14 protein-coding genes are annotated in these 17,724 nt (G+C 65.9%); 5 read left to right on the top strand and 9 right to left on the bottom strand.

Annotation, left to right across the window (positions count from 1 at the left end; genetic code table 11):
* Positions 1-153 precede the first annotated feature (153 nt).
* From AC1D1Y_RS13240 to AC1D1Y_RS13280, 9 genes are all read right to left on the bottom strand, one after another.
* The gene (locus tag AC1D1Y_RS13240) at positions 154-1,284 is read right to left on the bottom strand and encodes an FAD-binding oxidoreductase (protein ID WP_477682728.1); all 1,131 of its coding nucleotides are present in this window, start codon (positions 1,282-1,284) and stop codon (positions 154-156) included.
* 31 nt (positions 1,285-1,315) lie between these two features.
* The gene (locus tag AC1D1Y_RS13245; protein WP_477682729.1) at positions 1,316-2,572 is read right to left on the bottom strand and encodes an aromatic ring-hydroxylating oxygenase subunit alpha; all 1,257 of its coding nucleotides are present in this window, start codon (positions 2,570-2,572) and stop codon (positions 1,316-1,318) included.
* A 10-nt stretch (positions 2,573-2,582) separates the two neighbouring features.
* Complete coding sequence (locus AC1D1Y_RS13250; protein WP_477682730.1) at positions 2,583-3,359, bottom strand: electron transfer flavoprotein subunit beta/FixA family protein; 777 nt, start codon at positions 3,357-3,359, stop codon at positions 2,583-2,585.
* Entirely contained in the window at positions 3,356-4,471 is a 1,116-nt protein-coding gene (locus AC1D1Y_RS13255) for an electron transfer flavoprotein subunit alpha/FixB family protein (RefSeq protein WP_477682731.1), read from the bottom strand. The genes AC1D1Y_RS13250 and AC1D1Y_RS13255 overlap by 4 nt, the downstream gene beginning before the upstream one ends.
* Positions 4,468-6,351 carry a (Fe-S)-binding protein gene (locus AC1D1Y_RS13260; protein ID WP_477682732.1) on the bottom strand — a complete coding sequence of 628 codons (1,884 nt, stop codon included), beginning with the start codon at positions 6,349-6,351 and terminating at the stop codon, positions 4,468-4,470. Before AC1D1Y_RS13260 ends, AC1D1Y_RS13255 begins: the two co-directional genes overlap by 4 nt.
* Position 6,352: 1 nt before the next feature.
* Entirely contained in the window at positions 6,353-8,413 is a 2,061-nt protein-coding gene (locus tag AC1D1Y_RS13265; RefSeq protein ID WP_477682733.1) for an oxidoreductase, read from the bottom strand.
* Between the two features lie 28 nt (positions 8,414-8,441).
* Positions 8,442-8,975, bottom strand: a complete 534-nt coding sequence (locus AC1D1Y_RS13270) for a DUF5943 domain-containing protein (protein WP_477682734.1) — start codon at positions 8,973-8,975, stop codon at positions 8,442-8,444.
* 37 nt (positions 8,976-9,012) lie between these two features.
* A complete protein-coding gene (locus tag AC1D1Y_RS13275; protein ID WP_477655397.1) occupies positions 9,013-9,882 on the bottom strand; it encodes a glycine betaine ABC transporter substrate-binding protein in 870 nt (289 codons plus the stop codon).
* A gap of 89 nt (positions 9,883-9,971) precedes the next feature.
* Positions 9,972-10,943, bottom strand: coding sequence for a dipeptidase (locus AC1D1Y_RS13280; RefSeq protein ID WP_477655398.1), 972 nt, complete (start codon positions 10,941-10,943; stop codon positions 9,972-9,974).
* Positions 10,944-11,438: 495 nt separating this feature from the next.
* Here AC1D1Y_RS13280 and fdhA point away from each other — a divergent pair, with 495 nt between their 5' ends.
* The 5 genes from fdhA to AC1D1Y_RS13305 all read left to right on the top strand — a co-directional run bounded on the left by fdhA (position 11,439) and on the right by AC1D1Y_RS13305 (position 17,723).
* The gene (fdhA, locus tag AC1D1Y_RS13285) at positions 11,439-12,638 is read left to right on the top strand and encodes a formaldehyde dehydrogenase, glutathione-independent (protein ID WP_477655399.1); all 1,200 of its coding nucleotides are present in this window, start codon (positions 11,439-11,441) and stop codon (positions 12,636-12,638) included.
* Positions 12,639-12,726: 88 nt separating this feature from the next.
* A complete protein-coding gene (locus AC1D1Y_RS13290; RefSeq protein WP_477682735.1) occupies positions 12,727-13,491 on the top strand; it encodes a substrate-binding periplasmic protein in 765 nt (254 codons plus the stop codon).
* 188 nt (positions 13,492-13,679) lie between these two features.
* Complete coding sequence (glyA, locus tag AC1D1Y_RS13295; RefSeq protein WP_477682736.1) at positions 13,680-14,939, top strand: serine hydroxymethyltransferase; 1,260 nt, start codon at positions 13,680-13,682, stop codon at positions 14,937-14,939.
* Positions 14,940-14,953: 14 nt separating this feature from the next.
* A complete protein-coding gene (locus AC1D1Y_RS13300; protein WP_477682737.1) occupies positions 14,954-16,330 on the top strand; it encodes an L-serine ammonia-lyase in 1,377 nt (458 codons plus the stop codon).
* Positions 16,331-16,478: 148 nt separating this feature from the next.
* A complete protein-coding gene (locus tag AC1D1Y_RS13305; RefSeq protein ID WP_477655403.1) occupies positions 16,479-17,723 on the top strand; it encodes a sarcosine oxidase subunit beta family protein in 1,245 nt (414 codons plus the stop codon).
* Position 17,724: the final 1 nt, after the last annotated feature.

Here is a 17,724-nt window from a genome sequence, read left to right on the forward strand (position 1 = left end):
CGCGCCACTTTAAAGGCCAATGCATCCATAAAAGAACCGCATGAGGCGCATGCGGCAGCCGCACCTTGCGGATGCCGCACCAGAATGGTTGAAGGAACTGCGGCCGGGTTTTTCACTCGCCTTATTGCAATGGTTGCGTGCACATTTTCAACCCTATCTTTCAAGTGCGATATCGCTCGAGGGCCTGCTGCAGCAGGGCAGAATCCAGCCCTGGTCTATTTCACGCTGGCGAATACCGCCGGCATGTTTCATTTCCACCTGGCCGGAGATTTTCCGGGTTTTGCAGGTGCCGCACGCGCCGCTGCTGCAGGACGACGGAAGCCGCACCCCGGCCGCCGCCGCGGCCTGCAAAATGGTCTGGCCGCCCTGGCAGGGAAATGAGGTGCCCATTTTTTCCAGGCTGATCTGGAAGGTGGGCGCGGTGGCCGCCGGAAACAGCTCCGGATTGTCCTGGGGGACGGGAATATCCTGCACCACCTGGGCGGGAAGCGACTCAAAGGAAAAACTTTCTTCGCGGTAGCGTTCCATCGCATAGCCGGCGCCGGCCATCAGCGCCCGCACCACGCCCATGAAGGGAGCCGGGCCGCAGGTATAGACATCGCGCGTCAGGAAGTCGGGCGCGATGTGCGCCAGGCGCGCCGCGTCCATCCGGCCCAGGTGGCCGGCATAGGCGCTGCCCGGCGTGTGCTGGTCGCAGACCATGGCCAGCCGCAGGTGGGCCATGTTGCGCGCCGCCAGGGTGAGTTCTTCGGGAAACAGCAGGTCGGCCGGCGTGCGTGCGCAGTGCACGAACACGATGTCGGCGTCGCTGCCCAGGTCGTGCAGCGCGCGCGYCATCGACATCAGCGGCGTGATGCCGCTCCCGCCGGAGATGAACAGGTAGCGCTGCGCCGGTTCCCTGAAGCAGCTGAATTCACCTGAAGGGCCCATCGCGCCCAGTGCCATGCCGGGCTGAAGGTTGTCATGCAACCAGTTGGAGACCACGCCGCCGGGCACGCGCTTGACCGTGATACTGACCAGGTCCGGGCGCGTCGGTGTGCTCGACAGGGTGTAGCAGCGGTTGATTTTTTCGCCGCCGATCTCCAGCTCCAGGGTGATGAACTGGCCGGGCAGGTAGCGGAAATTGCGCGGCGCGTCCGCCGCCAGCACAAAGGTCTTGACGTCATGGGTCTCCTGGCGCACGTGCACGCAACGCAGGAATTCATCGGTGTCCGAGGACCAGGATGGCGACACCGCGCCGGAAAAATCGGGCGAGTGCGCGGGAACGGAGGAAGAGGTGGCCATGGGAAATGGAAAAAACGGTTGCTGTTTGGCCTTAAGGAATGAGCGCGCTGAGCCGCTTCACGTACCAGCTGCAGAATTTCTCGACCAGGCCTTCGGTGAAAGGCGAATACGGGCCGGGTTCGTAGGCGCCGGTGGCGATGCCGATCTGGGACTCTTCTACCAGGCGGCGGTCCTGGTCGTTGGTGGCGTTCCAGACGGCCGTCAGGTTCTCCTTGGTGTAGTCCTTGCCTTCGACGGCATCCTTGTGCACGCACCAGGTGGTGCGCACCAGGGTCTTGSYGGCSGAGATSGGCAGCACSGTGAAGCTGATGATGTGGTCGCTCATGAAATGGTGCCAGGAGTTGGGCTGGGTCCAGAAGGAAAGGCCGCCCAATGCCGGGTCCACAAAGTCGGCCAGCAGCTTTTTGGAGGCCACCTCGGCGTTCAGCGTCTGCGACTGGCCCGAGCGGTCTATGGGCAGGCGCTGGGTGCGAAACCCGGTGACGCGGTCGTCCAGGGTGTCGATCTCGCGCGACGGCAGGCCCATGGCTTCCCATCGCTTGTGGCTGGCGGCCATGATGTCCTGGAAGCGCTGCAGGCCTTCCTTGTTGTGCTCGTCCGGCTGGTAGCCGAAGCCGTATTCATACAGCGAGATGGTCAGCTCGGGATGGTTGCTCACGCAGTGGTAGCACTCGCGGTTGTTCTCCATCGTCAGCTTCCAGTTGCAGTCTTCCACGATGTCGACCTGGGCCGCCACCTTGCACTGGCTGAGCTGGTGCGGTGCGATGTAGGGCGTCATGTCCGCCGCCATCTGTTCGAAGTCTTCAGGCGGATTCTCGGCCAGGCAGATGAAGATCAGCCCCGCCATGTTGCGCACATGCACTTTTTTGAGGCTGTGGAGGCTGGGGTCGAAGTCGTCGCCCATGTGCTTGGCATGGATCAGCTTGCCGGTCAGGTCGTAAGTCCACTGGTGGTAGGGGCAGACGATGTTGCCGACCACGCCCTGCTGGCTGGCGCAGAGGCGCGAACCGCGGTGGCGGCAGACATTGTGGAAGGCCTGCACCTGGTTGTCGTCGTCGCGCACGATCAGGATCGAATTGATGCCGAAGTCCACGGTGATGTAATCCCCGGCTTCGGGGACCTGCGGCTCCACGGCGACGAAGATCCAGTGTTTGCCGAAGATGTGCTCCATGTCGGCCTTGAGAACCGTGTCGCTCAGGTAGAACGGCGCCTCCAGGCTGTAGCCGGGGCGGCGGCGTGCCAGCAACTCGCGGGTGAGCAGGGACTGCGCGGAGATGGTTTTGGTCATGGGGTGGTTTTCAGAATTGCACGAGTGAATGGGCTTGCAGGTAGTCCAGCACGGCCTGCGCCTTGGCTTGAGGGGTGCCCGTTTGCAGCACGGCTCCGCCGGTGGAGGGGGATTCGATGGCGCCCAGCATGCGGGCATGGCCGCTCTGCACGATGCGGGCTTCGAGCAGCTTGCGGCGTTTGCCGCGCGGCACCCGCTGGCCCATGGCGGAAAGATCCGCTGCGGCCGCAGCCGTGGCCGGCATGGGGGTACGCACAAGAGTCCCCGCCATCGCATCGGCCAGGGAGTGGCGCAGCACCACCGGCGCCGCGGCGCTGACGGCCAGCACGGCGGGCGCGCTGACGCGCAGCCGGCGGCGCGCGCCCTTGGGCAGTGCCTGTGTCACGATCCAGTCGCTCCCGTCGGCTTGCACGGCCACCACATCGGTGACCACCGGGCGGCCGAGCGCGGCGCCCAGGGCAAACGGCAGTACGCCGCTGCCTGGCTCGGATTCGCCGCGGGTTCCGGTCAGGATCCAGCGCGTGTCGCGCAGCAAGGGCAGCAGCATGGCTGCCACGTCGCCCTCCGTGCCCGAGTCCAGCACGTCGATCAGCGGGGCGCCCAGCGCCAGGTAGTCGCGGGCGACGGCGTCGGGCATGGCGCCGGCGCTCAGCAAGCGGACATCGCCGGGCAGGCCCACTGCCAGTGCCAGTGCCAGCGCCACGGCCGTGGCATCGGCGCGGCTGCGGGCGGGCCGGCCGCTGACGGCATGCGCCTGCGCGGCGACCAATACAGTGATATCGCTCATGCGTCCACCTTCTGTTGGCGCACCAGGTCCAGCAGGGCCGTCATCAGTGCGGCACTGTCTTCCACCACCGTGAGGTCGGCGCGGCGGGCAATGGGCGCCGAAGCGTCCAGGTTTACCGCGATCACATGGCGGCAGTCCTTGATGCCTTGCAGGTGCTGGACCGCGCCGGAAATGCCCAGGGCCAGGTAGGCCGAAGCCGACACCGTCTTGCCGGTGGCCCCGACTTGCTGGGCGCGTGTGAAGCGGCCGTCGTCCACCGCGACCCGCGAGGCGCCCACCGCGGCGCCCAGCGCGCGTGCCAGCGAATGGAACAGCGGCAGTTCGGTGACGCCGTTGCCGGCGGCCAGGATGAAATCGGCTTCTTCGAGCGCCAGGGTCTGCGGGTCGCCCGCCTGCACGCCCAGGTCTTCAATGCCCGGGTCTGCCGCCGCTGGCAGCCGCGGCGCCGCTTCCTTCAATCCCAGGCCCACAAACGGCAGCTTGGTGCTGGCCACGTTCCTGGCCAGCAGCATCACCGAAGCGTGTGGCCGCATCCAGTCTTCATGGTTTGTGGCCGGCACGCGCAACTGCTCGGCGCCCAGCTCGGCCACACCGCAGGCCAGGCCCAGGCCGGCGCCCAGCGCGAAGCGGCGGCCCAGCTGGCCGTCGGCGCCGCTGTCGGCAAGCCACCAACGGGCGGGCTTGAGCGCCGTCTGCAGCTCCCGCAGCCAGGCCACGGTGGCGCCCGGCTGGTAGCGGCTGCTGTCGAAGTCGTCCAGCACCAGCAGGCGGTCCACGCCCAGTGCGGCGGCATCGTCCTTGCAGGCGCCCAGCACCGCTACCACCACTTCCACGTGGGGCGATGCGAGGATGGCGGCGGCGGCAATCGCCTGGCGGGCGCCGTCGGTCAGCGCGCCGCGTTCGGCATGGCTCACCACCAGGCTGACCTGGCTGAACGGGCCCTTGCTGCGCACGGGTTTTGGCGCGCTGTCATGGGACGAGCGGGCGCCGGCCAGGCGTTCACCCTCGCTGCTGCCCAGCACGATGCGGCGCAGGCCGAGGGGCGTGATGACGGCCGGGCGGCGCGGGTCGATCCGCTTGACGGGGGAATGGAAATGCACGGGGGCGTTCATGCGAGCTCCAGCGCATGGGCCATTAGCTCGGCCACGTCCAGCACCTCGGGGCGCGGGCCGACCACGCCTTCCAGCATGGCGGTGCAGTTGGGGCAGGCCACGGCCACGATGCCGGCGCCGGTGCTTTTCGCGTCGCCGATGCGAATGTCCGGAATGCGGGTGCTGCCGGGTATGTCGGTGAATGGCGCGCCGCCGCCGCCGCCGCAGCAGCGGCCGCGTTCACGGCTGCGCTCCATCTCTACCACCTTGATGCCGATGCCCTTGAGCACCGCGCGCGGGGCATCCACCTCGCGGCCGTAGCGGCCCAGGTAGCAGGGGTCGTGGTAAGTCACGGTTTCCAGGCTGCCGGCGCGGGTCGGCGTGAGCCGGCCTTTGGCCAGCAGGTCGGCCATCAGCTGCGTGTGGTGCCACACGTCAAAACTGCCGCCGAGCGCGGGGTATTCGTTCTTCAGCGAATGGAAGATATGCGGATCGGGCGTGACGATGTGGGCAAACTTGCGTGCCTTCAGCGTGGCGATCAGCTGCCCGGCCAGGCGCTGGAAGCCGGCTTCATCACCGAGGCGGCGCGCCAGGTCGCCGCAATCGATCTCCGCCTCGCCCAGCATCGCGATCTTCAGCCCGGCCTTTTGCAATGTCTTGATGAAGGCGCGCAGCGTGCGCTGGTAGCGCATGTCGAACGCGCCTTCACCCACCAGCACCAGCCAGTCGGTCTCGGCGCCGCTGTCGAGCACCGGCACGTTCAGGTCGGCCGCCCAGTGATGGCGGGCGGCCAGCGGAAAGCCGCCGACGGTATCGGTGTCGCGGAGTTGCTCCAGGGCCTCCATGCCCTTGTTGGGCACCACGCCGCCGACCAGCGTCATGTGGCGGCGCATGTCGACGATGGCGTCCACATGCTCGATCAGCATGGGGCATTCCTGCACGCAGGCGCGGCAGGTGGTGCAGGCCCAGAGCGTGTTGCTGTCGATCAAGCCGTCGACGATGGGCAACTGCGGCGCGCCTGCATGTTCGCCCACCGGCTGGCCGGGGTAGGGGCTGCCGGCGTAACCGGCGTCGCTCCTGGCGCTCATGCCCACCACCAGGTCCTGGATCAGCTTCTTGGGGTTCAGCGGCTGGCCGGCGGCAAAAGCCGGGCAGGCGGCTTCGCACTTGCCGCACTGCACGCAGGCGTCGAAGGACAGCAGCTTGTTCCAGGCGAAGTCGGCCGGCTTGCCCACGCCCATGTCGTCGGCGGTGAGGCGCAGCGGCTTGAGCGCGGTGGCAAAACGTTTGTCGCCAAAGCGCTCGGGCCGGGGATGCAGGCCCAGGTGCAGCAGGCCGGCGACGGCGTGTTTCATCGGCCCGGCCAAGCCCACGCCCAGGGCCAGTTCGGCGGCGCCGGCGGCAAAGGCGAGCGCGACCACGCCGGCCAGCCAGGGGGCCAGGGCGGTGCCGGTGTAGGCCAGCGCACCGACGAAAGCCGCGGCCGACGCAAACAGTGCCAGCGAATAGGGAAGGCGGCTCCAGGGCCCTTTTGACAGGCGCTGCGGCGCGTTGCGGCGGCGCCAGGCCATTGCGCCGGCGCCGGCAAGCATCATCAGGCCGGCCAGCAGCAGCGCCGCATCCAGTACCCGCAGGTACAGGCCCAGGCCGTAGTTCAGCGCCACCAAGGCCAGCGCCAAAATGGCGCCGCCGGCCACGCCGACGTGGGCCCGCGCCACAAAGGGCTCGCGAGCCACCACGTCGTGCAGGTCGACGAAATAGCGTTTCGGAATTTGCAGCAGCCCGCGCATGTCCACGGCGCTGGCGCGGCCCGTCTTCCAGATGAGCGCGCGGCGCGCCGTGCCCCAGGCCAGGCCCAGGACGGCCAGCCAGAACACCGCGCTTACCAGGTAGGCCAGCATCTTAAAAATCCTTGCACAGGCGCAGCGAGTCGTAGATCGCGGCGTGGATGTTGTGCATGGAGACGCAGTCACCCACGCGGTAGAGCAGGAAGTCGCCGTTGCCGGTGGCCTGGCTCAGGCCCGGCTGGGGCAGCGCGTCGTACAGGGCATCGATATCGGTCTGGCCCTTGTTCAAGGACAGGGGCTTGAGCTGCCAGTAGAGGCCGTCGTTGGGCAGGATGCCGTTCTCGACCACGACCTGGTCCACCGCGCGTTCTTCCAACGCTTCGGTGTATTCGTTCTTCAGCACGGCAATCAGCTTGTCGCCTTCCCGGTAGACCTTTTCCAGCCAGTGGTTGGGTGTCTGGATCACGCCGTTGGCATAGAGCTGGCGGTAAAAAATAGGGAAGGTGGTGCCGCCCACGTCGTCGGCTACCTTGACGTCGGGCGTGACGATCTCCACCAGCTTGCCGCGTGCGGCAATGAAGTCGGCCACGCCGGTGCCGGCATGGGTGCTGATGCTGTCATAGACCAGCACGTTTTCGCCCGGCGCCMCCGCGCCGGAGAGGATGTCCCAGCCGCTCACGCACAGGCCCTCGGCCGCGCCCCAGGCCGGCGTCTGGCCGGTGTGCGGAACGCCGCCCGTGGCCAGCACCACGATGTCGGGCTTTTCGGCCAGGATCATTTCCTGCGTGGCCGCCACGCCCAGACGGCGTTGCACACCCAGGCGCTGGGTCTCCATGTCGAACCAGCGGATGATGCCGGCCATCTGTTCGCGCTTGGGCGGCTTGGCGGCGAGGTTCACCTGGCCGCCTACCACGGAATTCTTTTCGAACAGCACCACGTCGTGGCCGCGCTCGCGCGCCACGCGGGCGGCTTCCAGGCCCGCCGGGCCGGCGCCGACCACCACCACCTTGCGCCGGGCACCCGTGGTTTTTTCGATCACGTGCGGCATGGTTTCTTCGCGGCTGGTAGCCGCGTTCTGGATGCACAGCACATCCAGGCCGTTGTACTGGCGATCGATGCAGTAGTTGGCACCGACGCATTGCTTGATCTGGTCTTCGCGTCCGTCGCGGATCTTGATGACCATGTGCGGATCGGCAATCTGCGCGCGGGTCATGCCCACCATGTCCACCATGCCGGTGGCCAGGATGCGCTCGGCCTGCGAGGCGTCGCGAATGCTTTGCGCGTGCATCACCGGCACCCTGGACACCGACTTGATGCCGGCGGCCAGGTGCACAAAAGGCTCGGGCGGCAGCGCCATCGGCGGCATGCAATTGACGAGCGTGTTGTGCGTATCCGCACCGGAGCCGACCACGCTCAGGAAGTCGATCAAGCCGCTTTCCGACATGGCCTGGGCAATCTCCTTGGCCATCTCGTGGCTGATGCCGTCTTCATGGAATTCGTCGCCGCACATGCGCATGCCGACGCAAAAATCGGCACCGACCTGCTCGCGGATGGCCTGCAGGACTTCCATGCCGAAGCGCAGGCGGTTCTCCAGGCTGCCGCCATATTCGTCGGTGCGGTGGTTGACGCGCGGGCTCCAGAACTGGTCGATCAGCTGCTGGTGCGCGGCGGAGACTTCGATGCCGTCCAGGCCGGCGTCCTTCACGCGTTTGGCGGCGCGGCCGTAGTCGGCCACGATGCGGCGGATTTCTTCGATCTCGATGGTCTTGGCGTTGCCGCGGTGCACCGGCTCGCGGATGCCCGAGGGGCTGACCAGGTGCGGCCAGTCAAAGCCGTGCCAGGCATTGCGCCGGCCCATGTGGGTGGCCTGGATCATGATCTTCGCGCCATGCTTGTGCATGGTTTCGGCCAGCCGGCTCAGGGGCTCGATCACCGAGCCCTTGGCCAGGTTGATGGAACTCCACCATGACCAGGGGCTGTCCCGCGAGACCGGGCTGGAGCCGCCGCAGATCGCCAGGCCGACGCCGCCCTTGGCTTTTTCTTCGTAATAACGGATGTAGCGCTCGTTCGGGTTGCCGCCCTCGGCGTACACCTCGGCATGCGCGGTGCTGACGATGCGGTTGCGCAGCAGCACCTGGTTCAGGCGTATCGGTTCAAACAAATGCGGGTAGCGCATGGTGGGGCTCGGTTTTTCTCTTTGTCTCTTAAAGGGGGCTGACGGTGAACACGCAGTGGCCATGGCCTTCGGCGGCGCACTGGCTCTCGCTGCTGGTGGTGCGCACCGCCGAGCCTGCGCTCTCCATCACCCAGTCCATGGCGCCCGAGAACCAGCCCGCGAACAGGTAGCAGACCTTGCTGCGGTCCACCGGCACACCGGCGATGCCCTGCGCCAGCACAAAGACCGAATGGTCCAGCTGGATGCTCGCATGGCCGGTGGCGGCATCGGCACTGATGAACTTGAACAAACCCCAGCCGCGTTGCGACAAGCGCTTGAGGTAGTGCTCGTACACCGCCATGCCGGCCAGGCCGTGCGTGGCCGCTTCCTGCTGGCACCAGAAGTAAGCGGAGCGGTAGCCTGCCTTGTACAGCGCAGGTGCATACACCTCGCGCCCCACCACGGCTTCGGTTTCGACATGGTTGTTGACGAAGAAGTGCCGGGGCACGTAAATCATCGGCAAGCCGTCGGTGGTCCAGACGCCGGTGCCGGCGTTGACGTCAATGGGGAGCTGGGGTTGCATCTGTGCTGTTCCTAGTCTTGTCTTGTCTGAAGAAAACTCAGGCAAGCCAGCTCGCCACACGGGCGGGGTTGTCGTTGACCCATTTTTCGGCGGCATCGGCCGGCTTGGAGCCGCCTTCGACCGCCAGCATCACGGCGCCGATTTCTTCCGGCTTCCAGGACAGCTTCTTCAGGAAGGCCACCACCGTGGGCGCCTTGGCATTGAGGTTGGGGTTGATCACGCTGTCGACGTGCTCTTCGAGGCCGTAGATGTTCTTCGGGTCGGCCAGGAAGCGCAGCTTGTATTTGGCGAACATCCAGTGCGGAATCCATCCGGTGACGGCGATGGCCTTGTTGGCGCGGTAGGCGCGGTCCAGTTCGGCGGCCATGGCCGGGCCGGAGCTCGGCTGCAGGCGCATGTCCAGGCCATAGGCCTTGATGGCTTCCTCGGTCTTCTTCATCACGCCGGCACCGGCGTCGATGCCGACGATGCGGTTGTCGAAGTCGGCACGGTAGGTGTTCAGGTCGGCCAGGCTGGTGGCCTTGACGTAGTCCGGCACGATCAGGCCGATCTTGGCGCCGGGGTAGTTCGAGCCGACGATTTGCACCTTGTCCTTGAAGTTGGCCAGGTAGGCCTCGTGCGTGACCGGCAGCCAGGCCGACAGCGTGGCATCGATGTCGCCGCGCGCCACGCCCTGCCACATGATGCCGGCGGCCAGCGGCACCAGCTCCACGTTCATGCCCAGCTTGCCGCGGATGATGGCGGCCGCCAGGTTGGTGGTCGCAACGCTGTCCGACCAGCCGTCGACAAAGCCGATCTTGATGGTGGGTTTGGCTTGCGCCAGGGCGCCGGTGCCGGCGAGGGCGATGGCCGACAGGCTCAGGGTCTGGGCCAGGAACTGGCGGCGTGGGGTGGTGTTGACGGTCATCGAAAATACTCCAGGTTGAAGGAACGGACAGAAAGACAGGGGTGGCAGGGGTGGGTTGAGTGTGAGTTGAGGGTGAGTTGAGAGTGGGCTTAGACGTTCCAGACTTCGCCGAATACGCGCAGCCAGTTGCGGCCCATGACCTTGATGATCTTGCCCGCGGGCCAGCCTGCGCGTTCCATGGCGGCGGTGAGATTGGGCATCTCGCCGATGGTGCGGATACCCAGCGGGTTCTGCACGGTGCCGAAATTGGTGAGGCGGCGGAACCGCCCCTTGTCGTGGGTAAGCATTTCGAAGAACTCCTGGCCGTAGCCCTGGGTGTGGTCGGTGCCCACCCCCACGCAGTCTTCGCCCACCAGGTTGATCACATAGTCCAGCGCTTCCACATAGTCGTCCACCGTGGCATCGACGCCGCGCTTGAGGAAAGGGGGGAACATGGTCACGCCGATGAAGCCGCCGCGGTCGGCGATGAACTTGAGCTGCTCGTCGCTCTTGTTGCGCGGGTGCTCCTTCAGGCCGGCGGGCAGGCAGTGGCTGTAGGTGACCGGCTTTTTCGATTCGAGAATGGCCTCCTCGGAGGTCTTGGCGCCCACATGCGAGAGGTCCACCATGATGCCGACGCGGTTCATCTCGCCGATGACTTCACGGCCGTAGCCCGACAGGCCGCCGTCGCGTTCATAGCAGCCGGTGCCGATCAGGTTCTGCGTGTTGTAGCAGAGCTGCACAACGCGCACACCCATGTCGGCAAAGGCCTCGACGTAGCCGAGCTGGTCTTCAAAGGCATGCGCGTTCTGGAAGCCCAGGATGATGCCGGTCTTGCCGTCCTTCTTGGCCTGCTCGATGTCGGCCGTGGTGCGAACCAGCGACAGCAGGTCGCTGTTGGCGCGGATCTGGTTCTTCATCTCGGCGATGTTGTGGACGGTGCTTTTGAAATCGTCCCAGACCGAGACCGTGCAGTTGGCGGCGCTCAGGCCGCCCTTCTTCATGTCCTCGAATACCGAACGGCTCCATTTGGAGATGATCAGGCCGTCGATGATGAGGGAGTCTTGGTGCAGGGCGCTCATAGAGAAATCCTTCGAGGATAGAGGAGGGAAACCGTGAAGTCGGGGTGTGGATGCACGCGGGGATGCCTGCCGGCGGCGCGGCGCTCGCTCAGGCTTGCGAAAGGGTGCGGGTGGCTGTGCATGAATCGGTCGTGAGGGGCTTGGTTTGCCGGATTGTTTTGCATCGTCGATGCCTTACCTTGTGTTACCCGGACGCGGACTTGTCCAAATGCGACATACGCACCGCAAGGGCTTGCCCCGCGCGGTTTGCGCGCCAACACGGTGCGTCGAAAGGGTGGGTTTTCCCGTAGTTCGTGCATTGCGAATGCTCCCGGAAGGGCCGCTGCGGCCTCGCTCGCGGCAAGTGCCCTGCCCGCGGCCATGGCGCATTTCAGCGCAAGCGTGTCGCGAGGCCGCAAGTGCCGGGGCCGCCAAGCCACAACACTGCGCAGGCAGACCCGGCTCGCGATGCACGCGCAGCGGGCCTGCGCATCCCCAACAACACCGGAGACACATATGCAAGGAAACCGCGGCGTCGTTTACGTCGAACAGGGAAGGGTCGAAGTGCGGTCCATTCCCTTTCCCAAACTGGAAAACCCCAACGGCAAAAAGATCGGCCATGGCGTGATCCTGAAAGTCCTGTCGACCAACATCTGCGGCTCGGACCAGCACATGGTCAGGGGCCGCACCACCGCGCAGGCCGGCCTGGTGCTGGGCCATGAAATCACGGGCGAGGTGATCGAGGTCGGCACCGATGTGGAGACCCTCAAGAAGGGCGACCTGGTCTCGGTTCCTTTCAACGTCGCCTGCGGCCGCTGCCGCACCTGCAAGGAGCAGCACACCGGCGTCTGCCTCAGCGTCAATCCCGCGCGCGCGGGCGGCGCCTATGGCTATGTGGACATGGGTGGCTGGATAGGCGGCCAGGCCGAGTACGTGATGGTGCCCTATGCCGACTTCAACTTGCTGCGCTTTCCCGACAAGGACCGCGCCATGGCCAAGATACGCGACCTGACCTGCCTGTCCGACATCCTGCCCACCGGCTACCACGGCGCCGTATCCGCCGGCGTGGGGCCGGGCGCCACGGTCTACGTCGCGGGTGCGGGTCCGGTCGGCCTGGCCGCCGCCGCGTCGGCACGGCTGCTGGGCGCGGCCGTGATCATCGTCGGCGACGTCAATCCGGCGCGCCTGGTGCATGCGCGCCAGGTCGGCTTCGAGACGGTGGACCTGTCCCAGGACGCCACGCTGGCGGAGCAGATCGCGGCCATCCTGGGCGAGGCGGAAGTCGACTGCGCCATCGATTGCGTCGGTTTTGAAGCGCGCGGCCACGGCCATGACGGCTCGCGCGAAGAGGCGCCGGCCACGGTGCTCAATTCGCTGATGGAGATCACGCGCGCGGCGGGCCGCATCGGTGTTCCCGGCCTCTATGTGACCGATGACCCGGGCGCGGCCGACAGCGCCGCCAGGCGCGGCAGCCTGAGCATCCGCCTCGGCCTGGGCTGGGCCAAGTCGCACAGTTTCGTCACCGGCCAGACACCGGTCATGAAATACAACCGCCAGCTGATGCAAGCCATCCTGTGGGACCGCATCAAGATCGCCGAGATCGTGGGTGTGCAGGTGATCACGCTGGACGATGCGCCTTCAGGCTATGCCCAGTTCGATGCCGGCGCGCCCAAGAAATTCGTCATCGATCCCCATCGCCTGCTGCAGGCGGCTTGAGGAAGGGGGCTTGAGGCCGTACGGCCAAAAGCCCCCTGGCCTCGGGCCGGACCGGGTCAACAGGCTGTCAATTTTTTTGGAGTATGCGATGAAACGGATGTTATTGGCCGCCACCCTGCTGCTGGCCCACGCGCTGTCACCCAGCCAGGCCCAGACGCAGCCCAAATTCATGCGGCTGGCCACGCTGGAGTGGCCGCCCTACACCGGCTTGCTGCTGCCGCAGGATGGTTTGTCCACGCGCGTGACCTCGGTGCTGGCCAAGGCGGCCGGCTACCGCCTGTTGTCGGCTTCCTTCGCCTGGTCGGAAACGGTGGACAAAGGCGAGAAGGACCCCAGCTACGACGGCTACTTTCCGGTGTACTACAGCAGCCAGCGCGACAAGAACTGCCATCTGTCCCAACCCATAGGCAGCAGCTTCCTGGGTCTGGCCACGCTCAAAAGCGCGCCCATCAACTGGACCCAGCTGTCCGAGCTGACCGCCTACCGCCTCGGCGTGGTCGAGGGTTATGCCAACGGCGCGGAGTTTGACGCGGCCGTCAAGGACAAAAGCCAGCCGGTGGAAGCCGTGGCCAGCGATGCCTTGAACCTGCGAAAGCTGCTGGACGGCAAGATACGCGGCATCGTGATCGACAAGAATGTGCTCGCCTACACGCTGATGCGCATGGGCGGCGCGCCCCAGGTGCAGGTCAGCTCGCGCCCCATAGGCCTGCTGCCAATGCATGTCTGCTTCAAGCGCAACCCGGCGGCGCTGGCCATGCGCGATGCTTTTGACCTGGCGCTCAAGAGCAACGATCCCGCGATGCTGGAAACAGAGTACTTCCAGACCTTTACCGGCGCTGCGCGCAAGCCTTAGGTCGTCAACAGGTTCGTAGCCCCGATTTCGCCTGTCGTCGGGCGCCCATGCCGAAAAGGGTGAGAAGGGCGCGAAGGGCATGTTGTCGCAATTTGCATATTGAGTGACGTAATTGGCACTGTGTCGCTTGCACTTGGAAACGAAGATTGCCCCATCGCGAATCCTCCGATCCACACAGGAGCTACCCCATGTTCAGCTACAGCAAGCAGTCCCTTAGCAACGTCGATCCCGATCTCTGGGCCATCGTCCAGCAGGAACACCAGCGCCAGGAACAGCACATCGAGCTGATCGCCAGCGAAAACTACACCTCGCCCGCGGTGATGACCGCGCAAGGCAGCCAGCTCACGAACAAGTATGCCGAGGGCTACCCCGGCCGGCGCTATTACGGCGGCTGCGAGTTTGTCGACCAGGCCGAGCAGCTTGCCATTGACCGCGTCAAGCAGCTTTTCGGCGCGGACAAACACGGCTGGGCCGCCAATGTGCAGGCGCATTCGGGCGCGCAGGCCAACGAGGCCGTGTTCATGGCCTTCCTGAAGCCGGGCGACACCTTCATGGGCATGAACCTGGCCGAAGGCGGGCACCTGTCGCACGGCATGGCGCTGAACATGAGTGGCAAGTGGTTCAACGTGGTGTCCTACGGCCTGAACGACAAGGAAGAGATCGACTACGACGCGATGGAGCGCAAGGCCCATGAGAGCCGCCCCAAGATCATCATTGCCGGCGCATCGGCTTATGCCTTGCGCATCGATTTCGAGCGCTTCGCCAAAGTCGCCAAGGACGTGGGCGCGCTGCTGATGGTGGACATGGCCCACTATGCCGGCCTGATCGCCGCGGGCGAATACCCCAGCCCGATTCCCCATGCCGACATCGTGACGAGCACGACGCACAAAAGCCTGCGCGGACCGCGCGGCGGCATCATCCTGATGCGCCCGGAGCATGAGAAGGCGATCAACAGCGCCATCTTCCCGGGTTTGCAGGGCGGGCCGCTGATGCACGTGATCGCCGCCAAGGCGGTGGCGTTCAAGGAGGCGCTGGAGCCTGAGTTCAGGACCTACCAGCAACAGGTGGTGAAGAACGCTGCGGCACTGGCCGAAACCTTGGTGCAGCGCGGCCTGCGCATCGTCTCCGGCCGCACCGAGAGCCACGTGATGCTGGTCGACCTGCGCGCCAAGGGCATGACAGGCAAAGCCGCCGAAGCCCTGCTGGGCCGCGCGCACATCACGGTCAACAAGAATGCCATCCCGAATGATCCCGAGAAGCCCATGGTGACCAGCGGCGTGCGCCTGGGCTCCCCGGCGATGACCACGCGCGGCTTCAAGGAGGGCGAAGCGCGCCAGGTCGGCCATCTGATCGCCGACCTGCTGGACCATCCGGACGACGAAGCCCAGCTTGTCCGGGTGCGTGCCGCCGTGGCCGAACTGACCGCCGCCTTCCCGGTCTACGGTTGAGCCGCGGATCCGCCATGTCACTCAGCACCTTCGACCTGTTCAAGATCGGCATCGGGCCCAGCAGCTCGCACACCGTGGGCCCTATGCGCGCGGCGCGGCTGTTCGCGGACGCGCTGCGCGACGGCGGCCTGCTTGACACGGTGCACGCCGTTCGCTGCGAACTCTACGGCTCCCTCGGGGCCACCGGCAAAGGGCACGGCAGCGACAAGGCCGTCATGCTGGGACTGGAGGGCGAGGAACCCGATGTGATCGATCCCGACGCCATCGCGCCCCGGCTGCAGGCCCTGCGCGAGACGCAAACCCTGAAGCTGCTGGGAACCCATCCCATCGCCTTCAATGAGCGCGAAGGCCTGAAGTTCCTGCGCAAGGCCTTGCCCTTCCATCCCAACGGCATGCGCCTGTACGCCTTCGATGCCGAGGGCGAGAGCTTGCTCGAGAAAACCTATTACTCCATAGGCGGCGGTTTTGTGATCAGCCAGGCCGAGGACGGCCAGCCCGCGCTGGTGCCCGACCGCAAGATCCTGCCTTATCCCTTTACCACCGGGATAGAACTGCTGCAACGCTGCCGCGAAAGCGGCCTGAGCATTGCCCAGGTGATGTGGCACAACGAGCTGGCCTGGCGGGATGCCGACGCCGTGCGGTCCGGCCTCTTGCGGATCTGGAGCGTGATGCAGGCCTGCGTGCGCCGCGGTGTCGCCACCGAAGGAGTCCTTCCGGGCGGCTTCAAGGTGAAGCGGCGGGCCTTCGAGCTTCACCGGGCCTTGACGGTGCACCCCGAAGCGGCGCTGAGGGACCCCTTGCAGGTCATGGACTGGATCAACCTGTATGCGCTGGCCGTCAATGAAGAAAACGCGGCGGGCGGCCGGGTCGTCACGGCGCCGACCAACGGCGCGGCGGGGATCGTGCCGGCCGTGCTCCATTACTACGTCAGGTTTGTTCCCGGCGCCAGCGACCAGGGCGTCACCGACTTCCTGTTGACCGCGGCGGCCATCGGCATCCTCTACAAGGAAAACGCCTCGATCTCCGGCGCCGAGGTCGGCTGCCAGGGCGAGGTCGGCGTGGCCTGCTCGATGGCCGCGGGCGCGCTGGCCCAGGTCATGGGCGGCACGCCGGAGCAGGTCGAGAACGCGGCCGAGATCGGCATGGAGCACCACCTGGGGCTCACCTGCGACCCGATAGGCGGGCTGGTGCAGATCCCCTGCATCGAACGCAATGCCATCGCCTCGGTGAAGGCCGTCAACGCCGCGCGCATGGCCTTGCGCGGCGACGGTACCCATTTCGTCAGCCTCGACAAAGTCATCAAGACCATGCGGGAAACCGGCGCCGACATGATGACGAAATACAAGGAAACCTCGCGCGGGGGCCTGGCCGTGAACATCGTTGAGTGTTGAATGAACACCCCCTGCGCCGCTTCGCGTCACCCCCCTCGAGGGGGGCGGCACTGGCCGTCCGGCAAAGCCGGCCCGGCGGTGCCCTTGACTGGACCGCTCCGGGGCCGTGACCGCTGAATAGATCGAGAGAAGAGAGAAGGAACCCGCTATGCAGAAATTTTCAATCTGGTCGCTGCTGCGCAACAGCATGTCCTACCACGAGGGCTGGGAGAAGCAGTGGCGCTCGCCCGAACCCCGGCGCGAATACGAGGTAGTGATCATCGGCGGCGGGGGACATGGCCTGGCCACGGCCTACTACCTGGCCAAGGAACACGGCGTGCGCAATATCGCGGTGGTGGAACGCGGCTACCTGGGCGGCGGCAACACGGCGCGCAACACCACCATCGTGCGCTCCAACTACCTGTGGGACGAATCCACGGCGCTGTATGAAAAGTCGATGAAGCTCTGGGAAGGCCTTTCGCAGGACATCAACTACAACGTGATGTTCAGCCAGCGCGGGGTGCTGAACCTGGGCCACAGCCTGCAGGACATGCGGGACATCGAGCGGCGCGTCAACGCCAACCGGCTCAACGGCGTGGACGGCGAGGTGGTCACGCCCGCGCAGATCAAGGAAATGATTCCCTTCATCAACCTGAACACACGCTATCCGGTGCTGGGCGCATCGCTGCAGCGGCGCGGCGGCGTGGCCCGCCACGATGCGGTGGCCTGGGGCTATGCGCGTGCCGCCGACGCGCTGGGCGTGGACCTGATCCAGAACTGCGAGGTCACCGGCATTCGCCGCGAAGGCGGCACCGTCACCGGTGTCGACACGGCCAGGGGTTTTATCAAGGCGAAGAAGGTGGCCATCGTGGCGGCGGGGCATTCCAGTGTCGTCGCCGGTATGGCCGACATCCGCCTGCCCATCGAAAGCAAGCCGCTTCAGGCGCTGGTCTCCGAACCGCTCAAGCCGATCTTCCCGAACGTCGTGATGAGCAATGCCATCCACGCCTACATCAGCCAGTCCGACAAGGGTGACCTGGTGATTGGCGCGGGGGTCGACCAGTACAACGGTTATGGCCAGCGCGGCAGCTACCACACGGTGGAGCACACCCTGCAGGCCATCGTCGAAATGTTCCCGCTGTTCTCGCGCGTGCGCATGAACCGGCAATGGGGCGGCATTGTCGACGTCTCGCCCGACGCCTGCCCCATCATCGGCCTGACGCCGGTCAAGGGCCTGTACATCAACTGCGGCTGGGGAACCGGCGGCTTCAAGGCGACGCCGGGCTCGGGTTGGGCCATGGCCTACACCATCGCCCAGGACCGGCCGCATGCGCTCAATGAAGCGCTGTCGCTGGACCGCTTCCACAACGGCCACCTGATCGACGAACACGGCGCGGCTGGCGTCGCCCACTGAG

The sequence above is a fragment of the Polaromonas sp. P1_G1 genome, from assembly GCF_056405595.1.

What these genes read in the sequence shown, in the direction of transcription:
- AC1D1Y_RS13250 (WP_477682730.1), bottom strand. Translation starts at nt 3,359, where the DNA reads ATGAGCGATATCACTGTATTGGTCGCCGCGCAGGCGCATGCCGTCAGC.
- AC1D1Y_RS13255 (WP_477682731.1), bottom strand. Translation starts at nt 4,471, where the DNA reads ATGAACGCCCCCGTGCATTTCCATTCCCCCGTCAAGCGGATCGACCCG.
- AC1D1Y_RS13260 (WP_477682732.1), bottom strand. Translation starts at nt 6,351, where the DNA reads ATGCTGGCCTACCTGGTAAGCGCGGTGTTCTGGCTGGCCGTCCTGGGC.
- AC1D1Y_RS13270 (WP_477682734.1), bottom strand. Translation starts at nt 8,975, where the DNA reads ATGCAACCCCAGCTCCCCATTGACGTCAACGCCGGCACCGGCGTCTGG.
- AC1D1Y_RS13275 (WP_477655397.1), bottom strand. Translation starts at nt 9,882, where the DNA reads ATGACCGTCAACACCACCCCACGCCGCCAGTTCCTGGCCCAGACCCTG.
- AC1D1Y_RS13280 (WP_477655398.1), bottom strand. Translation starts at nt 10,943, where the DNA reads ATGAGCGCCCTGCACCAAGACTCCCTCATCATCGACGGCCTGATCATC.
- fdhA (WP_477655399.1), top strand. Translation starts at nt 11,439, where the DNA reads ATGCAAGGAAACCGCGGCGTCGTTTACGTCGAACAGGGAAGGGTCGAA.
- AC1D1Y_RS13290 (WP_477682735.1), top strand. Translation starts at nt 12,727, where the DNA reads ATGAAACGGATGTTATTGGCCGCCACCCTGCTGCTGGCCCACGCGCTG.
- glyA (WP_477682736.1), top strand. Translation starts at nt 13,680, where the DNA reads ATGTTCAGCTACAGCAAGCAGTCCCTTAGCAACGTCGATCCCGATCTC.
- AC1D1Y_RS13300 (WP_477682737.1), top strand. Translation starts at nt 14,954, where the DNA reads ATGTCACTCAGCACCTTCGACCTGTTCAAGATCGGCATCGGGCCCAGC.
- AC1D1Y_RS13305 (WP_477655403.1), top strand. Translation starts at nt 16,479, where the DNA reads ATGCAGAAATTTTCAATCTGGTCGCTGCTGCGCAACAGCATGTCCTAC.